We start from the raw sequence: 20,594 nt of genomic DNA, 5'->3' as shown, positions 1-20,594 counted from the left end.
CGCCCGCGCGCCGGGGACCACGCCCCACGACGACCCGGCAGGGACCCTGCTCGGCCGGGTCCGAGGGCGGCACCACCCGCGGCCGAGGGGGCCGCAACAGGACCGGACCCGACCGGCCCCGGCCGGCCAGAGAGAGGACACGACGATGGCGAATCCGTTCGACGCCGAAGAGGGGACCTTCATGGTCCTGGTCAACGACGAGGGGCAGCACTCGCTGTGGCCGTCCTTCGCCGAGGTCCCGGCCGGCTGGGCGACCGCGCTGGAGGAGTCCGACCGGGCGGCGGCGCTCGCGTACATCGAGGCCAACTGGACCGACATGCGGCCCAAGAGCCTGGTCGCCGCCACCGAGGGGAGCACCCGATGACCGTCCTGGAGAGCGTCACCGCGTACACCCTCACCGGCCGCGAGGCCGCCGAGCTCGGGGAAGGGCTCGCCTCGCTGCGCGACAGCGCGGGCGACCCGTCGTTCCCCGACTTCTACGACCACTCCTGGCAGGCCGTCGAGGTCCTGCCGACCGGGCTGCGCGCCTTCCTGGAGGACTTCCGGCGCACCGAGCAGTCCGCCGCCTGCCTGGTCCACGGCTTCCCCGTCGATGACGAGGCCCTGGGCGCGACCCCCGCGCACTGGAGCGAGGCGATCACCGTCAAGAACGCCCTCGACCAGGAACTCGCCCTCGCCCTCTGCGGAATGGTGCTCGGCGAGCCCTTCGCCTGGGCCACCCTCCAGCAGGGCCGGCTCGTCCAGAACGTCCTGCCGATCGCGGGCGACGAGGAGAACCAGAGCGGCTACGGCAGCGAATCACTCCTGGAGTTCCACACCGAGGACGGCTTCCACCCGCAGCGCTGCGACTACCTGATGCTGCTCGGCCTGCGCAACCACGACCGGGTGCCGACCATCGTCGCCTCGGTCCGCGACATCCGGCTCTCCGACGAGGACCGCGACATCCTCGCCTCCGAGAGCTTCCACATCCTCCCGGACACCGAGCACATCCGGCAGCTGGAGGCGTGGAACCCGCACCACCCGGCGCTCGCCGAGGCCCGCCGCATGCTGGAGCGGCCGGTGCCCAGCGCCGTCCTGCTCGGCGACCGGCTCAGCCCGTACCTGCGCATCGACCGGCCCTTCATGCGCTGCGTGGACGACGACCCCCGGGCCGTCGCCGCCCTGGACCGGCTCATGGCGGAGCTGGAGCGGGTCCAGCAGGACGTGGTCGTGGAGCAGGGCTCGCTGCTCGTCGTGGACAACTACCTGGCCGCACACGGCCGCCGCTCGTTCCGGGCCCGCTACGACGGCACCGACCGCTGGCTGAAGAAGCAGCTGGTCAGCCGCAACCTGCGGCGCGGCCTGAGCACGTCCACCACGGACAGCCACCGGGTCATCCTGTGACCGGGGGCCGTACGGTCGTCGTCTCCGGCGCGTCCAGCGGCATCGGCCGCGCGGTCGCCGCCCGCTTCGCGCTGGACGGCGACCACGTCGTCAACCTGGACGTGGCGAAGCCGGACGGCGAGTTCCCCGGCGTCCGGTGGCTCGACGTGGACGTGGCCGACTGGGACGCCGTGGGCGAGGCCGTCGCCGCCGTCCAGCAGTCCACCGGCCGCCTCGACGTGGTCATCGCCAACGCCGGGATCAGCATCCGCCACGGCGTCCTCGAACTCACGGAGGCCGAGGCGCGCAGGACCCTCGACGTCAACCTCATGGGCGTCCTGGCGCTGTGGCGGCACGCCGCCGGGCACATGGTCCGCCAGGGCCACGGCGTGCTGCTCGCCACCGCGTCCGTCAACGGCTCGCGCGGCTACCCGCTCTACGCGGACTACAACGCCTCCAAGGCCGGGGTCGCCTCGCTCTGCCAGACCTTCGCCATGGAGCTGAGCCCGCTGATCCGGACCGCGTGCGTGACCCCGGGGGCGGTGCTGACGCCGATGCAGGAGGCGGAGTACACCCCGGCCATGCTGGACGAGGTCAACGCGCGGATCCCGGCGCGGCGGCACGCCCTGCCGGAGGAGATCGCCGCCGCCTTCCACTATCTGGCGTCGGACGGGGCCCGGTTCATCACCGGGCAGGAACTCGTCGTGGACGGCGGCGAGACCGCCGGTGCCACGACGGCTTTCTTCCCCGGCCACACCGGATAGCCACGCGCCGGGGCCGCCGGACCCTCACGTCCGGCGGCCCCGGCCCCCCACGACCACGACCGCAGAAATGGAACGATCATGACCGAGCGCCCCGTGTTCGACCCGGCGCACCTCGACACGGCCGACCTGTCCGATCCCCGGCTGCACGCCACGTACGACCTGCGCGAGCTGTGGAGCCACCTGCGGACCGAGTCCCCGGTGCACTGGCACCCGCCGGCCGGACAGGCCGACGGCTTCTGGGTCCTGACCCGTTACGAGGACGTCGCCGCCGTCTACAAGGACAGCCGCACCTTCACCTCCGAGCGCGGCAACGTGCTCGACACCCTCCTCCACGGCGGGGACTCCGCCGCCGGCCGGATGCTCGCCGTCACCGACGGCCGCCCGCACTCCGCGCTCCGGGGCGTGCTCAGCAAGCCCTTCTCGCCGCGCTCCTTGGACGTCGTCGTGGAGAGTGTGCGGCGCTCCACCCGCGAGCTGATCCGGCAGGCCGTGGAGCGCGGCAGCTGCGACTTCGCGACCGACGTCGCCGCGCACATCCCGCTCGCCGCGATCTGCGACCTGCTGGGCGTACCGCCGAAGGACCGGGGCCTGATCATCGAGCTGACGTCCTCGGCGCTCTCCTCCACCGACGGCGCCCCCACCCAGGAGGGCACCTGGTCCTCCCGCAACGATCTGCTGCTCTACTTCTCCGAACTGGCCCAGTCGCGGCGCGAGAAGCCGTACGACGACGTGGTCAGCCTGCTCGTCAGCAAGGAGGTCGACGGGCGCCCGCTGACCCACGAGGAGATCATCTTCAACTGCTACAGCATCATCATGGGCGGCCACGAGACCACCCGGCTCGCCATGATCGGCGGCTTCCGCGCCCTGGTCGACCACCCGGAGCAGTGGCGGGCGCTGTGCGCGGACGACGTCCCGGTGGACCGGGCCGTCGAGGAGATCCTGCGCTGGACCACGCCCGCCCTGCACAGTGGCCGTACCGCCACCCAGGACACCTTCCTCGGCGGTCAGTTCATCGAGGAGGGTGACGTCGTCACCGTCTGGAACGCCTCCGCCAACTTCGACGAGACGGTCTTCCCGGACCCCCACCGCTTCGACCTGGCCCGCACCCCGAACAAGCACCTGAGCTTCGCCCACGGGGCGCACTTCTGCATCGGCGCCTACCTGGCCAGGGCCGAACTCTCCGCCGTGGTCGAGGGATTGCGCGAGTACGCCTCCGAGCTGGCGGTCACCGGCGAGGAGAGCCGGGTCTACTCCAACTTCCTCAACGGCCTCGCGAGCCTGCCCGTGACCCTGACCCCTCAGCCCGCCGCCCTGACCTCCGCCTGAACCGCCGCACCGGAACCCGGCCCCGTACCGCCGTCCGGTACCGGGGCCGCTACGGCGAGGCCCACCCGCAGCATCCCGCGCCCGGCCGCCCAGGCCCCCCGCAGCAGCTCCGGGAACGGCGGCCCGCCCGGCACCGGGCCGCCCGGCACCCGCGCGGTGAAGGTGCCGTCCGCCGACAGCGACACCTCCGCGTCCAGGAACCCCAGCGGCAGCCCGGTCAGCGGATGCCACGCCTTGTACACGGCCTCCTTCACGCAGAAAACCAGCCGGTCCCACGCCACCGGCGCCCCCGCGCGCCCCAGCTCCGCGACGGCCTCGCGCTCCCCGGCTCCGAGCACCCGCCGGTCCACCCCGTGCGGCAGCGGCGCGTCCGGCTCCGCGTCGATCCCGACCGCCCGGAACGCCCCGGCGGGCGCGACGGCGGCGGCCCGGTAGCCCACGCAGTGCGTCAGGCTGCCCACCAGGCCCTCCGGCCACGCCGGTCCGTCGCGCCCCTGCCGCACCAGCGGCGCGGGTTCCCTGCCCAACCGCCGCATGGCCTCGCGGGCGCAGCCCCGTACGGTCGTGAACTCGCGCCGCCGCTCCTCGACCACGCCCGCGATCAGCGCCTCCTCCGCCGGAAAAAGGCGGATCCCGGCCGCGTCCCCCGTGTCACCGAAGGACTCGACCAGGATCACCCCGGCGGGCAGCAGCCCGGCGATCGTCACTCCGAGGTCCGGGGACCGGCGGCCGGTGCGGCCGACTCCCGTACCGGCAGGGTGGAGTCCTTCGCCCGCAGGCCCAGGAAGTACTGCTGGACGAGCAGCGTCACACCCATGCCCAGCCACAGCGCGTTCACGTTGATCGGCTCACCGGTCGTCATGTGCGCGATGGCGCCCACCACGAGCCGCGCCGCGATCGTCGCCAGCCACAGCCACATGGTGGTCATGCCGCCCTTGCGGATCACCTTGCCCGCGGTGTCCCGCCACATCGGCATCGACCGGGCGCGCAGCGCGCCGAACACGACGGAGATGGCGAGCGCGAGCACCAGGAAGCCGATCCCGCCCTTCGTCGCCTCGCTCGGACCCGGCGGCACACAGCCCCGCGCCACGAGCAGCGCGCACCAGAAGTACATCCGGGGCGTCACCTCACGCGCGGTGAACTGGGTGACCAGCACCCCCACCGTGATCCCCACGACGAGGACGGTGTTGAACACCACGGCGAAGTCGCCGCTCCCGTCGACATGGACCGCCGCGAGCTGCGCGGTGGGGGCGGCGGAGCCGAGGGCGAGCAGGCTGAGCATGGGCGTTCCCTTGGGGTTGGGGGGATGGGTACGGGTTACGCGGTGCGCGCGAGGGCGTCCGTCAGCGCGGCCACCATCGCGGCGGGGTCGGCGTGGGGGTAGTGGTGACCGCCGGGCAGCAGCGTGAGCGAGAAGCCGGCGCCGGCGCAGTGCCGCCACTCGGGCAGCCCGTCGGCGCGCGTCACCTCGTCGTCGGCGCCGCCGAACACGTGCAGCGGGCCGGGCAGCGGGTCCGGTCCGGCGAGCAGGTAGCTCTCCGCGAACCGGAGGTCGACGCGCATGGTGTGCATGATCTGGGCCAGGAACTCCGGGTAGGCGAGGAGCTCTTCGGGCAGTCCGCCGTTGCGGAGCAGCCAGTCGAGCAGCCCCTCGTCGGACGCCTGGGACATGGTCGCGGGCGGCGGGGTGTGCGGGGCCCGGAAGCCGGAGACGAGGGTGGCGACCGGGGCGGGCAGCCCCCGCGCCGCGATCCGGCGGCTCAGCTCGTAGACCAGGGCCCCGCCGAAGCTGTGCCCGAACAGGGCGTACGGCATGGTGAATTCGGGCTCAAGCCCGGCCAGCAGCCGCTCGGCGAGCTCGTCGAAGCCGTCCGGCATCGGCTCGTCCTGCCGCGTGCCCCGGCCCGGCAGCTCGACCGGGGCCAGCTCGAAGCCCGGCGGGATGTGCCGCCGCCACCCCGCGAACGCCCCGGCGCCGGCGCCCGCCTGCGGTACGCAGATCAGCCGGGTGTGCGCGGTGCCCACAGCGAGCCGGCCGGAGACCCAGCGTTCGTCCTGCGGCCGTGCCGTCACACTCATGCGGTCCACCTCTGCTGTCCGTCACGGTCGGACAGCATTGTGGCAGCGGCCCCGGTGCCCTCTCCAGGCAACGGTTCCGGCATGCGGAGTTGCCGCGCCCTTGCCGGAGTTGTTGCCTGGATTCCCGGTGATCACTGCCCGGAACATGAACCCGGCGCATCCGTACCGGTGTCCGGCACGGCACCCGAACGTGGAGAAGTCCCATGACTGACAGCAGCACCGTGATCGACTCCGGCTCGGTGGAGGAGCTGGTGAGCAGGCTCGTGCTGCTCGTCGCCCCCCAGAAGAACGAGCACAGCGAGCCCGAGCAGCGCCTCATCTCCGACCTGGGCTACCACTCGCTGGCCCTGGCCGAACTCGCCTTCACCCTGGAGGACCTGTTCGGACTCGAACCGCTCCCGCCGGAGAAGGCGATGTCGCTGGAGAGCGTCGGCGACGTCACCGGGCTCATCGCCGCCGAACTCGACGGCGGCGCCGGACACCTGCCCAACGACGACGACATCCAGCTGATCTTCGCCCGCTACGGCGTCGAGTGGGCACCGCAGGCCGCGTAAGGCCTCCCGCCACCCCCAGAACGGCCGCATGCCGTGCTGTCCCCCGCACACGGCATGCGGCTTCGCCCGGGATCAGCGCCCGTTCAACTCCCCGTACCCCGCAACCTCACGCGGGCTCCGCGCACCCGGGCCCACGTAACGCGCCGACGGGCGCACCAGGCGGCCCGTGCGCTTCTGCTCCAGGATGTGCGCCGACCAGCCCGCCGTGCGCGCACACGTGAACATCGACGTGAACATGGGCGCCGGCACCTCGGCGAAGTCCAGCATGATCGCCGCCCAGAACTCCACGTTCGTCGCGAGCACCCGGTCCGGGCGGCGCGCGTGCAGCTCTTCCAGCGCCGCCTTCTCCAGCGCCCGCGCCACCTCGAAGCGCGGCGCGCCCAACTCCTCGGCGGTGCGCCGCAGCACCCGGGCGCGCGGGTCCTCGGCGCGGTAGACGCGGTGGCCGAAGCCCATCAGCCGCTCGCCCTTGTCCAGCGCCTTCTTCACGTACGCCGTGGCGTCCCCGGTCCGCTCGATCTCCTCGATCATGCCGAGGACCCGGGACGGGGCGCCGCCGTGCAGCGGGCCCGACATGGCGCCCACCGCGCCGGACAGCGCGGCCGCCACGTCCGCCCCGGTCGACGCGATGACCCTCGCAGTGAACGTGGAGGCGTTCATGCCGTGCTCGGCGGCGGACGTCCAGTACGCGTCGACGGCCTTCACATGGCGCGGGTCCGGCTCGCCCCGCCAGCGGATCATGAACCGCTCCACGACGGACTCCGCCTTGTCGATCTCCCGCTGCGGGACCATCGGCAGGCCCTGTCCGCGCGCCGACTGCGCCACGTACGACAGCGCCATCACGGCGGCCCGCGCCAGGTTCTCGCGGGCGGTCTCCGCGTCGATGTCGAGCAGCGGTTTCAGCCCCCAGACCGGGGCGAGCATCGCCAGCGCGGACTGCACGTCGACCCGGACGTCCCCGGAGTGCACGGGGAGCGGAAACGGTTCGGCGGGCGGCAGGCCGGGCTCGAACGCCCCGTCCACCAGCAGCCCCCACACATGGCCGAAGGAGACATGGCCGACGAGATCCTCGATATCGACGCCCCGGTACCGGAGCGAACCGCCCTCCTTGTCGGGTTCGGCGATTTCCGTCTCGAACGCGACGACTCCTTCGAGTCCGGGTACGAAGTCGGACATCAGGCGGCTCCCTCGGTTCGACGGTTGCGCCGGGCGGACCTCCGGCCCGTCCGGCCCTGCGGCAGGATGGCACCGTGCCCACCCCAGACTCCTCAGACTCCTCCTTCGATTCCACCACCGATCCGGCCGCGATGCGCGAGCAATACCGATCCGAGACCTTCACCGAGGACTCGCTCGCGCCCGATCCGATGGACCAGTTCGCGCGCTGGTTCCGCCAAGTCGCCGCCGGCGGCATGCTCCACGAGCCGAACGCCATGGTGGTCTCCACGGCGACCCCCGAGGGCCGCCCCTCCTCCCGCACGGTGCTGCTGAAGATGTACGACGCGCGCGGCTTCGTCTTCTTCACCAATTACGGCTCCCGCAAGGGCCGCGAGCTGACGGCCAACCCGTACGTCTCGCTGCTCTTCCCCTGGCACCCGCTGGCCCGCCAGGTCATCGTCACCGGCACGGCGGCCCGCGTCCCCCGCGAGGAGACCGTCGCCTACTTCCGCACCCGCCCGCACGGCTCCCAGCTCGGCGCCTGGGCGAGCGAGCAGTCCACGGTGATCGACAGCCGCGAGGAGCTGACCGCCCGCTACGAGGAGTTGTCGGCCCGCTACCCGGAGGGCGAGAAGGTCCCGGCGCCCCCGCACTGGGGCGGCTTCCGCGTGGTCCCCGAGACGATCGAGTTCTGGCAGGGCCACGAGAACCGGCTGCACGACCGGCTGCGTTACGTCCGCGAGGGCGGCGGGAAGGGCACGTGGCGCGTCGAGCGGCTGTGCCCGTAAATCGCCCCCGACATGCGGAAACCCGCAGGCTCTGGTCCCTCCTTGCGGAGGAGCCGGCCGGATCTACCGGCGAGCCTGCGGGTCGGTGACTGCTTGGGTTTCGGCAGACAGTCCGCCGAGGTGCACGATGTGCGACGACGGGCTGTCAGCCCGCAGCCACCTCACGAATCCGATAAGACTGCACTTTTCGGATCACCTCCTTTCGACGTGTACGGACAGCTTAGGAACCCCTCCGGGCCCGCACAACCGAATTAACGGGGGACCGATTTCCGGGAAGTCGCTGTGCCCTGGGTCACGTTCGAGTTCAATGGTCTGACGTGCGGCTATGGCGGACACGTCTCGCAGGGGGTCCGGGATGAGCGCTTCCATGAGCAGGGGGACGGCCGGTGCCATTCCCGGGGCGGAGTTGCTGGCGGCGCTCCTCGACGGCATGGACGCGGCGCTCTGCGCGTTCGACGCGGACGGCACCGTCACCCACTGGAACCGCGAGGCCGAGCGCGTCCTCGGCTGGTCCGCCGACGAGGCCGTGGGGCGGCCCGGGCTGACCGGCTGGGCGGTGCGCCGGGCCGACGCGGACGAGGTGCAGGGGCGGCTGATGGCGGTCATGGACGCGCCGGGGCGCCAGGTCCACGAGTTCGCGCTGCTGCGCAAGGACGGCGGCCGGGTCCTCGTGCGCACCCAGTCCGCCGGGGTCCGGGGTGCGGACGGGAAGCCGGCCGGGGTGTACTGCGCGTTCAGCGAGGTGCACGCCCAGATCGACCTGGAACGGGCCATCGCGCTCAGCGAGGCCCTGTTCGAGGACGCCTCCTGGGGCGTCGTCCTGGTCGACGTGGACCTGCGCCCCACCGTCGTCAACGCCCACGCCGCGCGCGCTCTGGGCGGCGGCCGTACGACGATGCTGGGCCGGCCCCTCGGCGAGCTGATCGCGCAAGGGGTCGAGGAGCTGGAGGGCGCCCTTCAGCACGTCCTCGCCGAGGGGGCGCCGGACGCGCCGCCCGCCGAGCTGTGGGTGACGCTGCGCGGCGGTGAGGGCACCCGCCGCCGCTGCTGGCGCAGCGGCTTCCTGCGGCTCGCCTCCCCGCTCACCGAGGAGCCCGTGCCGCTGGGCGCCGGCTGGGTCTTCCAGGACGTCACGGACGCCCGGCTCGCCGCCCAGGAGGCGGACCGGCTGCGCTTCCGCTCCAACCAGCTGCACCGCGCATCCCGGTCCGCCGCGGAGTGCGAGGACCCGATGGAGGCCGCGATGGCGTCGCTCGACTTCGCGCTGGCCGGGTTCGCCGACCACGCGCTGGTCGACCTGGTGGCGGGGGAGCGGCTGGTCCGGGCCGCGGCCACCCCGGCGGACGCCCCCGGCCCCTGCCTCCCGGTGGCTGGCGGCGGCATCCCGTTGCGGTACGCGCCGGGCCACCCGGCCCTCCAGGCGGTGGACCGCACGGGCTCGGTGCGTACGTCGGCGGGAGCGGGCCGTACGGACGGCGAGTGGGCCCGGCAGCGGCAGTGGCCCCCGGACGCGGTCCACGCCCTCTCCACGGTCCTGCGCAGCCGCGGCCGCACCTTGGGCGTGGTGACGTTCCTCCGCTCCGCGCACCGCACCGCGTTCGAACGCCCGGACGCGATGTACGCGGAAAGCGTGGCGGCCCGGGTGGCCGCGTCGGTGGACCTGCACCAGCTGGGCGGCCCGGCCGCCCCGTAATCCCTAATGCCGGTAAAAAATCCGGTCCGCGTACTGCGACATCACGCGCCCGTTCCACTCATGCCCGCCGTCCACGTTCCCCGACCGCAGCAACGGCGGCTCGATCCCGCGCTCCAGCAACCGCTCCGCCGCCGCGGCCATCATTCCCTGCATGATCGCGCTGGTGACCACCGTGGACGCCGGCGCGAACGGCGCCTCGATGCCGTCCACCTCCAGCTCCGCGTCGCCGATCGCGATCTTGCTGTCGAGGACGATGTCGCAGTGGTCCCGCAGGAAGCCGCCCGAGCTGTGCCGGGACCGGGTCTCCTCCGCGTACGCGACCGAGGTGACGCCGATGACCTTCAGGCCCAGCGCACGGGCGTTGAGCGCCATCTCGACGGGCAGCGCGTTGCGCCCGGAGAGCGAGATGATCACGAGGACGTCGCCGGACTTCGCAGGGCTGGAGTCGAGCACCGCGCCCGCGAGGCCGTCCACCCGTTCCAGGGCGGAGCCCAGCGTCGCGGGCATGACGTCCACGCCGAGGGCCCCGGGGACGACCATGAGGTTCATCAGGGCGAGCCCGCCCGCCCGGTAGACGACGTCCTGCGCGGCGAGCGAGGAGTGCCCGGCGCCGAAGGCGAAGAGCCGGCCGCCCGCCTCGACGGTGTCGGCGATGGCGGCACCGGCGGCCGCGATGTTCCCGGCCTCCTCGTCCCGCACCCTCCCCAGCAGGCCGATCGCCGCATCGAAGAACTGACCGGCCAGCTTGCTTTCGCTCATCGGGGAGGACCTTTCCGGCGGGGTGGGATGTCCATGGGGCGTCCGTAACGCCGATCACGTTGCGGTCTGGACCAGTGACCTGTCAATACCGCGAGGCCCCGGTGACGACGGCACGGCACGGTTACCGGCGCGATGCGTCAGAATTGGGGTCAGGGCCAGCGCACGATTGCATCGAGGGGCACGAATGTCCGGACTGATCGACACCACGGAGATGTATCTCCGCACCATCCTCGAACTCGAAGAGGAAGGCGTGGTCCCCATGCGCGCCCGGATCGCGGAACGGCTGGACCAGAGCGGTCCGACCGTGAGCCAGACCGTGGCGCGCATGGAGCGCGACGGCCTGGTGCAGGTCGCGGGCGACCGGCACCTGGAGCTGACGGAGGAGGGCCGCCGCCTGGCGACCCGCGTCATGCGCAAGCACCGGCTGGCCGAGTGCCTGCTGGTCGACGTGATCGGCCTGGAGTGGGAGCAGGTCCACGCCGAGGCGTGTCGGTGGGAACACGTGATGAGCGAGGCGGTCGAGCGCCGGGTGCTGGAGCTGCTGCGCCACCCGACGGAGTCGCCGTACGGGAATCCGATCCCGGGCCTCGAAGAGCTGGGCGAGAAGGCCGAGGCCGACCCGTTCCTCGACGAGGGCATGGTCAGCCTGTCCGACCTCGACCCGGGCAGCGACGGCAAGACGGTGGTGGTCCGCCGGATCGGGGAGCCGATCCAGACGGACGCCCAGCTGATGTACACGCTGCGGCGGGCGGGCGTGCAGCCCGGCGCCGTGGTCAGCGTGACGCAGTCGCCCGGCGGGGTGCTGGTCGGCAGCAGCGGCGAGGCGGCGGAGCTGGACTCCGAGATCGCCTCGCACGTCTTCGTGGCGAAGAGGTAGACCGAAGAGGGAGACCCGCCTTCCGGGAAACCGGGCACCGGCAGCCACCGGTGCCCGGTTTCTCTTTTTCCGTCCGGTTCTCTTTTTCCGTCCGGAACCGCAGCGTTCCGGCGCGGACCGTGCCAGGCTGTGGCGGAGGGGTGGCTGAGCGTGTCGGTCGCCGCCCCGCCGCCGGGAGGGGAGCTGCGATGCACCCGTCGTACGCAGACAAGCGGATGGCCCCGGCGCCGCGAGGCGCCGGGGCCTGTCCCTCCCTGTTCCCGACCTGGAGCCCCGAGCTCCCGAGGTCGGTCCCGCGAGCCCTCATCCCCGAGTGGCCCGCCTCCCGCAGAAGATCTCCCCGCAGCCGCCGCCGTCAATCCTGGGAAGCAGTCACTCGAACGAGCGGTGTTGGACGGCAGATCCCGGTTTTCGAATAAAGGTTCGATAGTCTGGCCGACATGACCACCCGGTGACCCAGCCGGTGACCCACCCGGTGTCTCAGGGAGAGAAGGGGGTGCCAGAAGCTATGGCGCGGCGCATCGAAGTGACCGGATCGGACGGCGTACGCCTCGCGGCCTGGGAGTTCGCCGACCCGCCCCGCGCGGGCGCGGACGGCGCCCCCGCCGTCTTACTGCTGCACGGCCTGATGGGCCGGGCCTCGCACTGGGCCTCCACCGCCGGCTGGCTCGCCGAGCGGCACCGCCCGGTCGGCCTCGACCAGCGCGGCCACGGCGACAGCGGGAAGCCGGCGGACGGCCCCTACACCCGCGACGCCTACGTGGCGGACGCCGAGGCGGTGATCGAACAGCTGGGGCTCGCCCCCGTCACCCTCGTCGGCCACTCCATGGGAGCGCTCACCGCCTGGCAGCTCGCCGCCAAGCGCCCCGACCTGGTCCGCGCGCTCGTCGTCTGCGACATGCGCGCCTCGGCGCTCGGCGCGGCCTCGCAGCGCGAGTGGGAGGACTGGTTCGGGAGCTGGCCGCTCCCCTTCGCCTCGCCCGACGCCGTGCGGCGGTGGTTCGGCGAGGAGGACCCCTGGGCGGAGGGCCCCAGCCCGTCCCGGGGCGCGTTCTACGCGGAGGTGATGGCCGAGCGGGACAGCGGCTGGTGGCCCGTGTTCTCCCGGCGCCAGATGCTGGAGTCCCGCGCCACCTGGGTGTTCGACGCGCACTGGGAGGAGCTGGCCCAGGTCAGATGCCCGACGCTGGTGCTGCGCGGCCTGGACGGCGAGCTCGGCCGGGCTGAGGCCCAGGAGATGGTCCGGGTCCTGCCGCGCGGTCAGTACGCCGAGGTGGCCGACGCCGGCCACCTCGTGCACTTCGACCAGCCGGAGGGCTGGCGCGCCGCGGTCGAACCTTTCCTCGAACAGCTCTCCGAGGACGCGCGGGACGACCGCGAGCCCGTATCCCCGTAAGCCGTCCCCGTAAGCCCGCAGGCTGTCAGCCCTTGCTGACCGCCGTCAGGATCTCCGGCAGCCGCATGGCCATGCGCGGGGCCGCGAGCCGCAGACCGCCCCAGGCGATCAGTGCCCCGTACACCGCCCCGACCGGGAGCAGCAGCCACAGCAGGTCCGTGCGGTCCGTGACGTGCAGGGTGATCGTCAGGGCGATCACCGGGGCGCTCAGCAGGGCCGCCGAGACCATGCCGCCGAGGATGGAGATCCAGGCGATCCCGGCCTGCCCCGGCGCCACGTTCTTGAACGCCCCCTCCTGCGGAATCGAGTACGGGAAGCTCACCGAGGCCACCGAGCCCGTCGCCAGCATCGCGCCCAGCAGCGCGAACGACAGGCCGATCACCCCCGGCAGCAGCTTCCAGTCGCCGAGCAGCGCCGCCGTCACCACCGCCACGAGCACGGTGTACGGAAGGGTGAACAGCAGCAGCGCCAGCGCCCGGGCGCGCAGTTCGAGGTACGCGTCCCGGGGCGAGGAGATCGTCTGCGCGACCATCCAGAACGCGGAGGTGTCCTGCCCGAACTGGTTGTACATCTGCATGCCGAGCATCCCGGCGGCGAAGCAGGCGAAGTACACCGTGCCCTGGCCCTGGAGGGCGTTGATCAGCGGGACGATCAGCCCGATCGCCAGCGCGGTCACCCAGGCGGCCTTGGTCTTCGGGTCCCGTGCCACATACCGCAGGGACCGCTGGATCGCCGTGCCGGTGCGGTCCTCGGGGAGCAGCGCCCACAGGCCCGCGCCGATCCGCCCGGACTTCTCGCGGTCCGGGCCGGCGGCGGCGGTCGTGGAACCGTCCGGCGCGGTCATCAGCTTCGTCAGGCTGCGCTGCCACAGCCACAGCAGCACCACCAGGGCGGCCGCCGCGATCAGCAGCTGGACGACGGCCCGCCCGTACGCCCCCTGGGCGGCGGAGTCCACGGAGCCGACGGCCGAGGCGGGCGGCAGCCAGCGCACCACGTCCGCCGCCGGGTCGAGCGGGGCGAGCCCACCGCTCCGGCCCAGGCGCTGGGCGCCGAAGTTGACGACCTGGATGCCCACCGCGATCAGCAGGCCGCTGAGGACGGCCAGGTCCCGGCCCTTGCGCGAGGTCAGCAGCCGGGTGTTGGCGGCGGCCACCGCACGGGCCAGGGCCACGCAGACCAGCAGGGTCAGCGGGACGGCGAGCACCGCGAAGACCACCGCGCCCGCCCCCTCGGCCAGCGCCACCACCGATCCGGCCGCCAGGCACAGTGTGAACACCGGACCGAGCCCGATCAGCGAGGAGACCAGCAGCGCGACGATCAGCGGCCGGGGCCGCAGCGGCAGCATCACCAGGCGGGTCGGGTCCAGGGTCTCGTCCCCGGCCGAGAAGAACAGCGGCATCACCGCCCAGCCGAGGGCCAGGACCCCGGCGAGGAGCACCACCAGCGAGGCCGCGTGGTCGTGGCCGCGCAGCAGGACGAGCCCCAGCAGCAGCGCGGCCGCGGCGAGCAGGGCGCCCACGACCGAGATCAGGTAGACGGTCTTGCGCCCGCTGGACTGGCGCAGCCCGTTGCGGAGCAGGGCCAGCTTGAGCCGTGCGAATACGGGGATCAGCGCCGTCGCACCCGTCGTCGCCCCGGTCCGGGGGCCGGTGCCGGCGGGGGCGTCGAGCACGCTCATCGGTCGCCGCCCAGCCAGTCCAGGGTCTCGCCGGTGTCGCGGTCGCCCGCGCCGACCAGCTCCAGGAACGCGTTCTGGAGGGAGGACGCCTCGCCGCGCACCTCGGCCAGGGGGCCCTGGGCGCGGATGGCGCCGGCCGCCATGACGGCCACCCAGTCGCACAGCGACTCGACCAGCTCCATCACATGGCTGGAGAAGACGACGGTCGCCCCGGACCGCGTATAGCGTTCCAGGACCTTGCGGATGGTCTGCGCCGAGACGGGGTCGACGCCCTCGAACGGCTCGTCCAGGAAGAGCACTTCGGGGTTGTGCAGCAGGGCGGCGGCGAGCCCGATCTTCTTGCGCATCCCGGTCGAGTAGTCGATGACCAGCTTGTGCTGGGAGCCCGCCAGGTCCAGCACGTCGAGCAGCTGGGTGGCCCTGCTGTCCACCTCGTGGCCGGGCAGCCCGCGCAACCGGCCGGTGTAGGCGAGGAGTTCACGGCCGGACAGCCGCTCGAAGAGGCGCAGGCCCTCGGGCAGGACGCCGATCCGGGACTTCACCTCGACCGGGTCGCCCCAGACGTCGCGCCCGCCGATCTCGATCCGCCCCTGGTCGGGCCGGAGCAGACCGGTGACCATCGAGAGCGTGGTGGTCTTCCCCGCCCCGTTGGGCCCCACCAGGCCGATGAACTTGCCCGCGGGCAGCTCCAGATCGATGCCGGCGACCGCGGTCTGCTCGCCGAACCGTTTCCACAGCCCCTGGACGCGCACCGCGGGCGGTGTCGCCCGCGGCAGGTCTGTTCCGTCGTGTTGCATCCGGTCCGGCATCTGCACGCCTTTCGAAGTCCCCGTACGTACGCGGGGACCACCCTACGAAAGGCGCTTCCGGCGCGCGTCGGCCTTCGCGCGCCCGCAGGCGTACGCGAGCGGCCCGATCAGCTCCTCGACCTCGGGCAGCCAGCGGTTGGCGGTCGTGGGGGACCGGGCCCACTGCACCGCGCCGACCCCGCCGACCCGGGTCGGGGGCGCGACGACGTAACCGCCGTCGCCGATGCCGCGCAGGCCGATCGACGCGGCGTTCCACCCGGCCCGGCGGACCAGGTCGTCCGCCTTCGCCGCGGCACCGGGCAGCACGAAGAACTGCATGCGGCGGTCCGGGGTGCGGGTGACCGGGCCGAGCGGCAGGCTCATCCGCTCCATCCGGGCGAGCGCCAGGAAGCCCGCCGACTCCGGCACGTCGACGGCGTCGAACGCGCGCCCGGTGGGCAGCAGCACCGCCGCCCCGGGCCGCTGGGTCCACATCCGGCGGGCCGCCGCGCCGCTGCCGGTGGCGCCGTCCGCCCAGTCCTCCCCGGTGGGGTGGGCGCCGGGCGCGGCGCACGCCTCCTCGCCGCACGAGCACCGCCGACCGCCGCCGGACGGCTCCAGCCAGGTGCCCGGGCACACGTCCCAGTGCCTCTCCTCCGTGTACCGCACGGCGGCGTCGAGCAGCTGCTCCACGCGCTGCCGGGGGACCTGTGCGGCTTCCATGACTCCGATGGGCTCTTCCACGTCCAGCTCAACTACGGGCTTCACGAAGAGTTACGGCCGCCCGGTGCGCGGTTCCGCATACGGGGCGCACGGATGCACGGGCGGGGGCGCGTGGGAGAGGCACGGGCCCTGGGCGGGTAGCTGGTTACGGGACGTCCGGCCGGTGTCGTCCCGTGCGGTCCGGCGCGGCATTTTAGTGACCGGCCGTGACGAATGAGGTAAGTCGCGCGGAAAGTGACCAACACGATGAATCGGCGCATTTCTCAGTCATATGTCGGGCAGTGATCCCGCCACCTATCACTGCGGCCTCAGGGGGATACACATGGCAGCCAGGCCACTCGTCGCACGTCAGCCGAACGAACGGCTTCAGGCGCTCATCCAGGAAGCCGGATGCTCCAACGCGGGCCTGGCCCGCCGGGTCAACATGGTCGGCGCCGAACGCGGCCTCGACCTCCGCTACGACAAGACCTCCGTCGCCCGCTGGCTGCGCGGCCAGCAGCCACGCGGCCGGGCGCCGGGCACCATCGCCGAGGCGCTGGGCCGCAAGCTGGGCCGCACGGTCACGATCGACGAGATCGGCATGGCCAACGGCAAGAACCTCGCCTCGGGCGTCGGCCTCCAGTTCGCGCCGACGGTGATCGGGGCGATCGAGCAGGTCTGCGAGCTGTGGCGCAGCGACGTCGGCCGGCGCGACTTCCTCACCGGCTCGGCGGTCGCCTCGTCCGCGCTCGTCGAGCCCAGCCGCGACTGGCTGATCACCGGCGCCGACCCGCAGGTCGCCCGGGTCTCCGGGTCCCGGGTCGGGATGGCGGACGTGGAGGCGGTGCGGGCGACGACGGCCGCGCTGGTCGACCTCGACCACCGCTTCGGCAGCGGCCATGTCCGCCCGGTCCTCGTGCACTACCTCAACAGCGTGGTCTCCGGGCTCCTTTCGGGGGCGTACCGCGAATCGACGGGCCGTCAGCTCTTCGCGGCGGTCTCCCGGCTCACCGAACTCGCCGGCTACATGGCCATCGACACCGGTCAGCCGGGCCTGGCCCAGCGCTACTACATCCAAGCGCTGCGCCTCGCGCAGGCGGCGGGCGACCGGGCCTACGGCGGCTATGTGCTGGCCGCGTCGATGAGCCACCTCGCCGCCCAGCTCGGCAACCCGCGCGAGATCGCCCAGCTGGCGCGGGCCGCGCAGGAGGGGGCGCGCGGCCGGGTCACCCCGCGCGCGGAGGCGATGTTCTACGCGGCGGAGGCGCGCGGCCACGCGCTGCTCGGCGACGCCCGCACCTGCCTGGAGATCGCGGGCCGGGCCGAGGCCGCCCTGGAGCGGGCCGATCCGGACAGCGGGGACGACCCGGACTGGATCGCCCACTTCGACCACGCCTACCTCGCGGACGAACTCGCCCACTGCCACCGGGACCTGGGGCAGGCGGAGGCCGCCGCGCGCCGGGCGAAGGAGTCCCTGGACGGCCACCCGGAGTCCCGGGCCCGGCGCCGCGGCATCGGCCTCGCGCTGCTGGCCACGGCCCAGGTGCAGCTGCGGGAGGTCGAGCAGGCGTGCCACACGGGGACCCGGGCGATGGAGCTGCTCGGCACGGTGCGCTCGACCCGGGGCGCGGAGTATCTGGAGGACCTCCAGCAGCGCCTGCTGCCGTACGGGGACGAGCCCGCGGTACGGGAGTTCGGGGCGCGCCTCGAACTCCAGGCGGCCTGATCCGAACGAAAGGCTTTAACTGCGTCTCAAGAGGTCGCGGTGTTACACCGTGTGTCACGGGCGTGCTGCGGACCGCGGGCACTTGGCATACCGCGGCTGCCACCCGATAGCGTGGGCCGACGATTCCATAGTTGACACGCACGTAGGAGTCCCGGTGACACAGAGCGGACAGGGCGACGAGCAGCAGCACCCTGCTGTACGACCCGCGCACGAGGGTGTCGTGCTGCCCTCGGACGGCGGAGAGCCCTGGACGCCGGGCAGAGCGGCGGACCAGGCGACCCCGGCCGGCGGACAGCCGTGGGGCCAGGCGTGGGGCCCGCAGAACGGCGGCGGGCAGGACGCGTACGGGCAGCAGCCGCAGCAGTCGTACCCGCAGCAGCAGGACCCGTACGGGCAGCAGCAGGGCGGGCCGCAGCAGGGCGGGTACGGACAGGACGCGTACGGCCAGGCCGCGCCTCTGCCGCCCGCGCAGCATCAGCAGCCCCAGCCGTACGCGCAGCCGCTGCCGCCCGAGGCCGGGCGCGGGGCGGCTCCTGGCGGGGACGCCGACGCCACGCAGTACATCGCGCCGATACCCGGCGGCCCGGTCCCCGGCGGGCTGCCGCCGGAGAACCCCGCGGAGTCCACGCAGTTCCTGGGCCGCGCCGCGCAGGCCCCCCAGGGCGGCGGGGACGCCGAGGCGACGCAGTACATCCCGCCGGTGCCCGGCGGCGCCCCTTACGGCATCCGGCCCGGGACGCCCGGCGAGCGGCAGCCTCCCGCCGAGTTCGACAACCTCTTCCGCAGCGACGCACCCGAGGGCGCGACGCAGCAGATGCCCCGGTTCGACCCGGCCCAGCAGCAGCCCCCGTACCAGCAGCGCCCGCAGCAGCCGTACCAGGCGGGCCCGCCGCCGCAGCAGGGCTTCCAGCAGCCGCCCCCGTACAGCGGTCCGCAGGACGGGCCGGGGTTCGACGAGGGCGACGGCGGGCGGCGCAAGAAGTCCGGCGCGGTGCCGCTGATCGCGGCCGTCGTCGTCGGCTGCGCGGTCATCGGGCTCGGCGCAGGCGCGCTGATGAGCGGCGGCGACGACGACAAGGACAACAAGCAGCCGGTGGCGTCCGCGAGTTCACCGGCCGCCGGTGGACCGTCCAAGGAGAAGGAGCAGCCCGCGGCCGACCCGGCGAAGCCGCAGGCCGAGGAGTTGGACAAGCTCCTCGCGGACAGCAACAACAGCCGCGCCGCGGTGATCGGGGCGGTCGAGAAGACCAAGACCTGCACCGACCTGGACAAGGCCGTCGCCGACCTCAAGGGCGCCGCCAAGCAGCGCCGCGACCTGGTCACCCGGCTCCAGGCGCTCTCCGTCGACAAGCTGCCGGACCACGAGCGGCTCACCTCCGAGCTCACCAAGGCGTGGCAGGCGTCCGCGTCCGCCGACGACCATTACGCGGCCTGGGCGGCACAGGCCAAGAGCAAGAAGGTCTGCAAGCACGGGCACGCCAAGACCACCTCGCACACCCAGCAGGCGACCGTGAAGAGCGGCGAGGCCAGCACCGCGAAGCGGCAGGCGGCCGCGCTGTGGAACAAGATCGCCGAGAAGTACGGCCTGACGAAGCGCGAGGCGACCGCGCTCTGATCCCCCGGACCCGCCGGACCGGCGCGCCCGCGCCGGTTCAGCGGGTCGCGCTGGCCTCGGCCATGGTCTCCGTGACGTCCACGAAGTCCTTGCGCGCCGCGACAAGACGCCCGTCGCGCACCACCTGGAACGTCACCTTGCTGTTGACGACGCGCGGGTAGGACCGGGAGCCGATCATGTCCTCGTAGCGCCAGCGCAGCGGGGGCGTGAGGCCCCCGGTGTCGGCGCGGACGCCCTGGCCGAGGGCCCGGGTGAGCTTCGCCGCGGTAATCCCGGACTCGTGCATCGACTCGATGACCGACTTCAGCGCGGTATACGCGATCCAGGTGGTCTGCACGCCCGTGTCGTCCGGGTCGATCCGGTTGTCGCCGAAGGCGTACGTGCTGATCACCTTCCGCATCGGGTTCCACCTGGCGTCGCCCGGGGGCGGGTACCAGCCGGTGACGTACGCCCCCTCGAACGGGCTGTCCCGGCCGCCGGTGCGGTCGATGAGCTGCTGGTCCACGCTGCCGAGCACGGAGGCCACGCGCACGGCGGCGCCCTCCGGTTCCAGCCGCCGGAACGAGTCGAAGAAGGTCTCCGTGCGGTCGCCCAGCACGGACGTCACGCACCCGCCGGTCGTGCCCGCGCCGGACAGGGCGTGTTCCGCTTCCGCGTCGTACGAGGTGGCGTCCTCGGCGGCCGGTATGTCGAGCGGCACGGGCCGCCCGGCCTCCTTGAGACCGGTGCGCAGCAGCCACGCCTGGCTGTCGCCGGACAGCGTGTCCGGGCGCACCAGCGAGACCCGCTCGCAGTCGTGCGACAGCTGCTCGGCGGTCCCGGCGAGCAGCGCGGACTGGCCCCCGGTCACCGGGTAGGACGCATAGCTGCGGAACTCCTCCTCGGAGGCGCCGTAACCGCCGATGTACGGGATCCCGGCGACCTCCAGCGGGGCCATGTAAGCCCGCCCGTGCCGGCTGTACGAGCCGACGACCGCGATCGCCTTCTCCTCGACGGCCTTGCGGGCGCAGGCCCCCGCGCCGGTCCAGGCGTCCTGTTCGTCACAGGTGATGACGCGCAGCTCGTGCCCGTCGATCCCGCCCCGGGCGTTGATCCAGCGCCCGTACGCCTTCGCCATGGCGGTCATCCCGGCCATGTGCTCGGCGTCCGGGGCCGAGGCGCCGCTCGGTGCCCAGGTCATGACGGTGACGGGCTCCCTGGAGTCCCCCGAACCCCCAGGGAGCGCGCCGCAGCCGGACAGCAGCAGGGCCCCGGCCGTCACCGCACCGGTGAGCAATCCGTAGGGGCGGGTGGGAAGGGGGCGTCGCCGTCCGGTCATGGACCGAGACCTTT

Annotated in this window: 20 protein-coding genes; 11 read left to right on the top strand and 9 right to left on the bottom strand. The window is 73.1% G+C overall.

All coding sequences use genetic code 11. The annotated features are described in order from the left end of the window. Positions 1–145 precede the first annotated feature (145 nt). The 4 genes from ACIQZN_RS09295 (at position 146) to ACIQZN_RS09280 (ending at position 3,452) form a co-directional block, all read left to right on the top strand. A complete protein-coding gene (locus tag ACIQZN_RS09295) occupies positions 146–364 on the top strand; it encodes an MbtH family protein (protein WP_403989844.1) in 219 nt (72 codons plus the stop codon). Further along, positions 361–1,383, top strand: a complete 1,023-nt coding sequence (gene gntD / locus ACIQZN_RS09290) for a guanitoxin biosynthesis L-enduracididine beta-hydroxylase GntD (protein WP_403989842.1) — start codon at positions 361–363, stop codon at positions 1,381–1,383. The genes ACIQZN_RS09295 and gntD overlap by 4 nt, the downstream gene beginning before the upstream one ends. Then, positions 1,380–2,126, top strand: a complete 747-nt coding sequence (locus ACIQZN_RS09285; RefSeq protein WP_403989840.1) for an SDR family NAD(P)-dependent oxidoreductase — start codon at positions 1,380–1,382, stop codon at positions 2,124–2,126. Before gntD ends, ACIQZN_RS09285 begins: the two co-directional genes overlap by 4 nt. Positions 2,127–2,204: 78 nt before the next feature. Then, the gene (locus ACIQZN_RS09280) at positions 2,205–3,452 is read left to right on the top strand and encodes a cytochrome P450 (RefSeq protein ID WP_403989838.1); all 1,248 of its coding nucleotides are present in this window, start codon (positions 2,205–2,207) and stop codon (positions 3,450–3,452) included. Here the strand turns inward: ACIQZN_RS09280 and ACIQZN_RS09275 are convergent. From ACIQZN_RS09275 to ACIQZN_RS09265, 3 genes are read right to left on the bottom strand one after another with little or no spacing between them, the layout of a single operon-like run. Next, entirely contained in the window at positions 3,425–4,159 is a 735-nt protein-coding gene (locus ACIQZN_RS09275; protein ID WP_403989836.1) for a 4'-phosphopantetheinyl transferase, read from the bottom strand. The two genes, ACIQZN_RS09280 and ACIQZN_RS09275, sit on opposite strands and share 28 nt — an antisense overlap. Then, positions 4,156–4,734, bottom strand: a complete 579-nt coding sequence (locus ACIQZN_RS09270) for a hypothetical protein (protein ID WP_403989834.1) — start codon at positions 4,732–4,734, stop codon at positions 4,156–4,158. The genes ACIQZN_RS09275 and ACIQZN_RS09270 overlap by 4 nt, the downstream gene beginning before the upstream one ends. 35 nt (positions 4,735–4,769) lie before the next feature. Next, positions 4,770–5,531 (bottom strand): thioesterase II family protein, encoded by a 762-nt coding sequence (locus ACIQZN_RS09265; RefSeq protein WP_403989832.1) that lies wholly within the window; start codon positions 5,529–5,531, stop codon positions 4,770–4,772. A 203-nt stretch (positions 5,532–5,734) separates the two neighbouring features. Here ACIQZN_RS09265 and ACIQZN_RS09260 point away from each other — a divergent pair, with 203 nt between their 5' ends. Further along, a complete protein-coding gene (locus ACIQZN_RS09260; protein ID WP_403989830.1) occupies positions 5,735–6,085 on the top strand; it encodes an acyl carrier protein in 351 nt (116 codons plus the stop codon). Between the two features lie 72 nt (positions 6,086–6,157). Here ACIQZN_RS09260 and ACIQZN_RS09255 read toward each other — a convergent pair whose 3' ends face one another. Further along, on the bottom strand, positions 6,158–7,261 hold the full coding sequence (locus ACIQZN_RS09255; protein ID WP_403989828.1) for a citrate synthase 2: 1,104 nt from the start codon (positions 7,259–7,261) through the stop codon (positions 6,158–6,160). 131 nt (positions 7,262–7,392) lie between these two features. Here ACIQZN_RS09255 and pdxH point away from each other — a divergent pair, with 131 nt between their 5' ends. Together pdxH and ACIQZN_RS09245 are read left to right on the top strand one after the other, a co-directional pair. Beyond that, positions 7,393–8,028, top strand: a complete 636-nt coding sequence (pdxH, locus tag ACIQZN_RS09250) for a pyridoxamine 5'-phosphate oxidase (protein WP_403989929.1) — start codon at positions 7,393–7,395, stop codon at positions 8,026–8,028. A 355-nt stretch (positions 8,029–8,383) separates the two neighbouring features. After that, positions 8,384–9,721 carry a PAS domain-containing protein gene (locus ACIQZN_RS09245; RefSeq protein WP_403989826.1) on the top strand — a complete coding sequence of 446 codons (1,338 nt, stop codon included), beginning with the start codon at positions 8,384–8,386 and terminating at the stop codon, positions 9,719–9,721. A gap of 3 nt (positions 9,722–9,724) precedes the next feature. On the opposite strand, the gene ACIQZN_RS09240 is transcribed toward ACIQZN_RS09245, so the two are convergent. Then, the gene (locus tag ACIQZN_RS09240; protein WP_018101423.1) at positions 9,725–10,480 is read right to left on the bottom strand and encodes an SIS domain-containing protein; all 756 of its coding nucleotides are present in this window, start codon (positions 10,478–10,480) and stop codon (positions 9,725–9,727) included. A 184-nt stretch (positions 10,481–10,664) separates the two neighbouring features. Here ACIQZN_RS09240 and ACIQZN_RS09235 point away from each other — a divergent pair, with 184 nt between their 5' ends. Both ACIQZN_RS09235 and ACIQZN_RS09230 read left to right on the top strand, forming a co-directional pair. Continuing rightward, positions 10,665–11,357, top strand: coding sequence for a metal-dependent transcriptional regulator (locus tag ACIQZN_RS09235; RefSeq protein WP_403989824.1), 693 nt, complete (start codon positions 10,665–10,667; stop codon positions 11,355–11,357). Positions 11,358–11,865: 508 nt separating this feature from the next. After that, the gene (locus ACIQZN_RS09230) at positions 11,866–12,753 is read left to right on the top strand and encodes an alpha/beta fold hydrolase (RefSeq protein ID WP_403989927.1); all 888 of its coding nucleotides are present in this window, start codon (positions 11,866–11,868) and stop codon (positions 12,751–12,753) included. A gap of 25 nt (positions 12,754–12,778) precedes the next feature. Here ACIQZN_RS09230 and ACIQZN_RS09225 read toward each other — a convergent pair whose 3' ends face one another. The 3 genes from ACIQZN_RS09225 to ACIQZN_RS09215 are packed head-to-tail and all read right to left on the bottom strand — an operon-like array spanning position 12,779 to position 15,942. After that, positions 12,779–14,431, bottom strand: coding sequence for a transporter (locus ACIQZN_RS09225; RefSeq protein WP_403989822.1), 1,653 nt, complete (start codon positions 14,429–14,431; stop codon positions 12,779–12,781). Further along, complete coding sequence (locus ACIQZN_RS09220; RefSeq protein ID WP_403989820.1) at positions 14,428–15,240, bottom strand: ABC transporter ATP-binding protein; 813 nt, start codon at positions 15,238–15,240, stop codon at positions 14,428–14,430. The genes ACIQZN_RS09225 and ACIQZN_RS09220 overlap by 4 nt, the downstream gene beginning before the upstream one ends. Before the next feature lie 42 nt (positions 15,241–15,282). Then, complete coding sequence (locus tag ACIQZN_RS09215) at positions 15,283–15,942, bottom strand: bifunctional DNA primase/polymerase (RefSeq protein WP_403989818.1); 660 nt, start codon at positions 15,940–15,942, stop codon at positions 15,283–15,285. A 322-nt stretch (positions 15,943–16,264) separates the two neighbouring features. On the opposite strand from ACIQZN_RS09215, the gene ACIQZN_RS09210 reads away from it, so the two are divergent. Together ACIQZN_RS09210 and ACIQZN_RS09205 are read left to right on the top strand one after the other, a co-directional pair. Continuing rightward, entirely contained in the window at positions 16,265–17,647 is a 1,383-nt protein-coding gene (locus tag ACIQZN_RS09210) for a transcriptional regulator (protein ID WP_403989816.1), read from the top strand. A gap of 220 nt (positions 17,648–17,867) precedes the next feature. Continuing rightward, positions 17,868–19,262: a hypothetical protein gene (locus tag ACIQZN_RS09205; protein ID WP_403989925.1), complete on the top strand. Its 1,395-nt coding sequence runs from the start codon at positions 17,868–17,870 to the stop codon at positions 19,260–19,262. 37 nt (positions 19,263–19,299) lie between these two features. Here the strand turns inward: ACIQZN_RS09205 and ACIQZN_RS09200 are convergent, their stop codons facing one another. Beyond that, entirely contained in the window at positions 19,300–20,580 is a 1,281-nt protein-coding gene (locus ACIQZN_RS09200) for an ABC transporter substrate-binding protein (RefSeq protein WP_403989814.1), read from the bottom strand. Positions 20,581–20,594: the final 14 nt, after the last annotated feature.

The sequence above is a fragment of the Streptomyces sp. NPDC097595 genome (assembly GCF_044761525.1).
Taxonomy (GTDB): domain Bacteria; phylum Actinomycetota; class Actinomycetes; order Streptomycetales; family Streptomycetaceae; genus Streptomyces; species Streptomyces drozdowiczii_A.
This window is presented reverse-complemented; position numbering and strand designations above follow the sequence as displayed.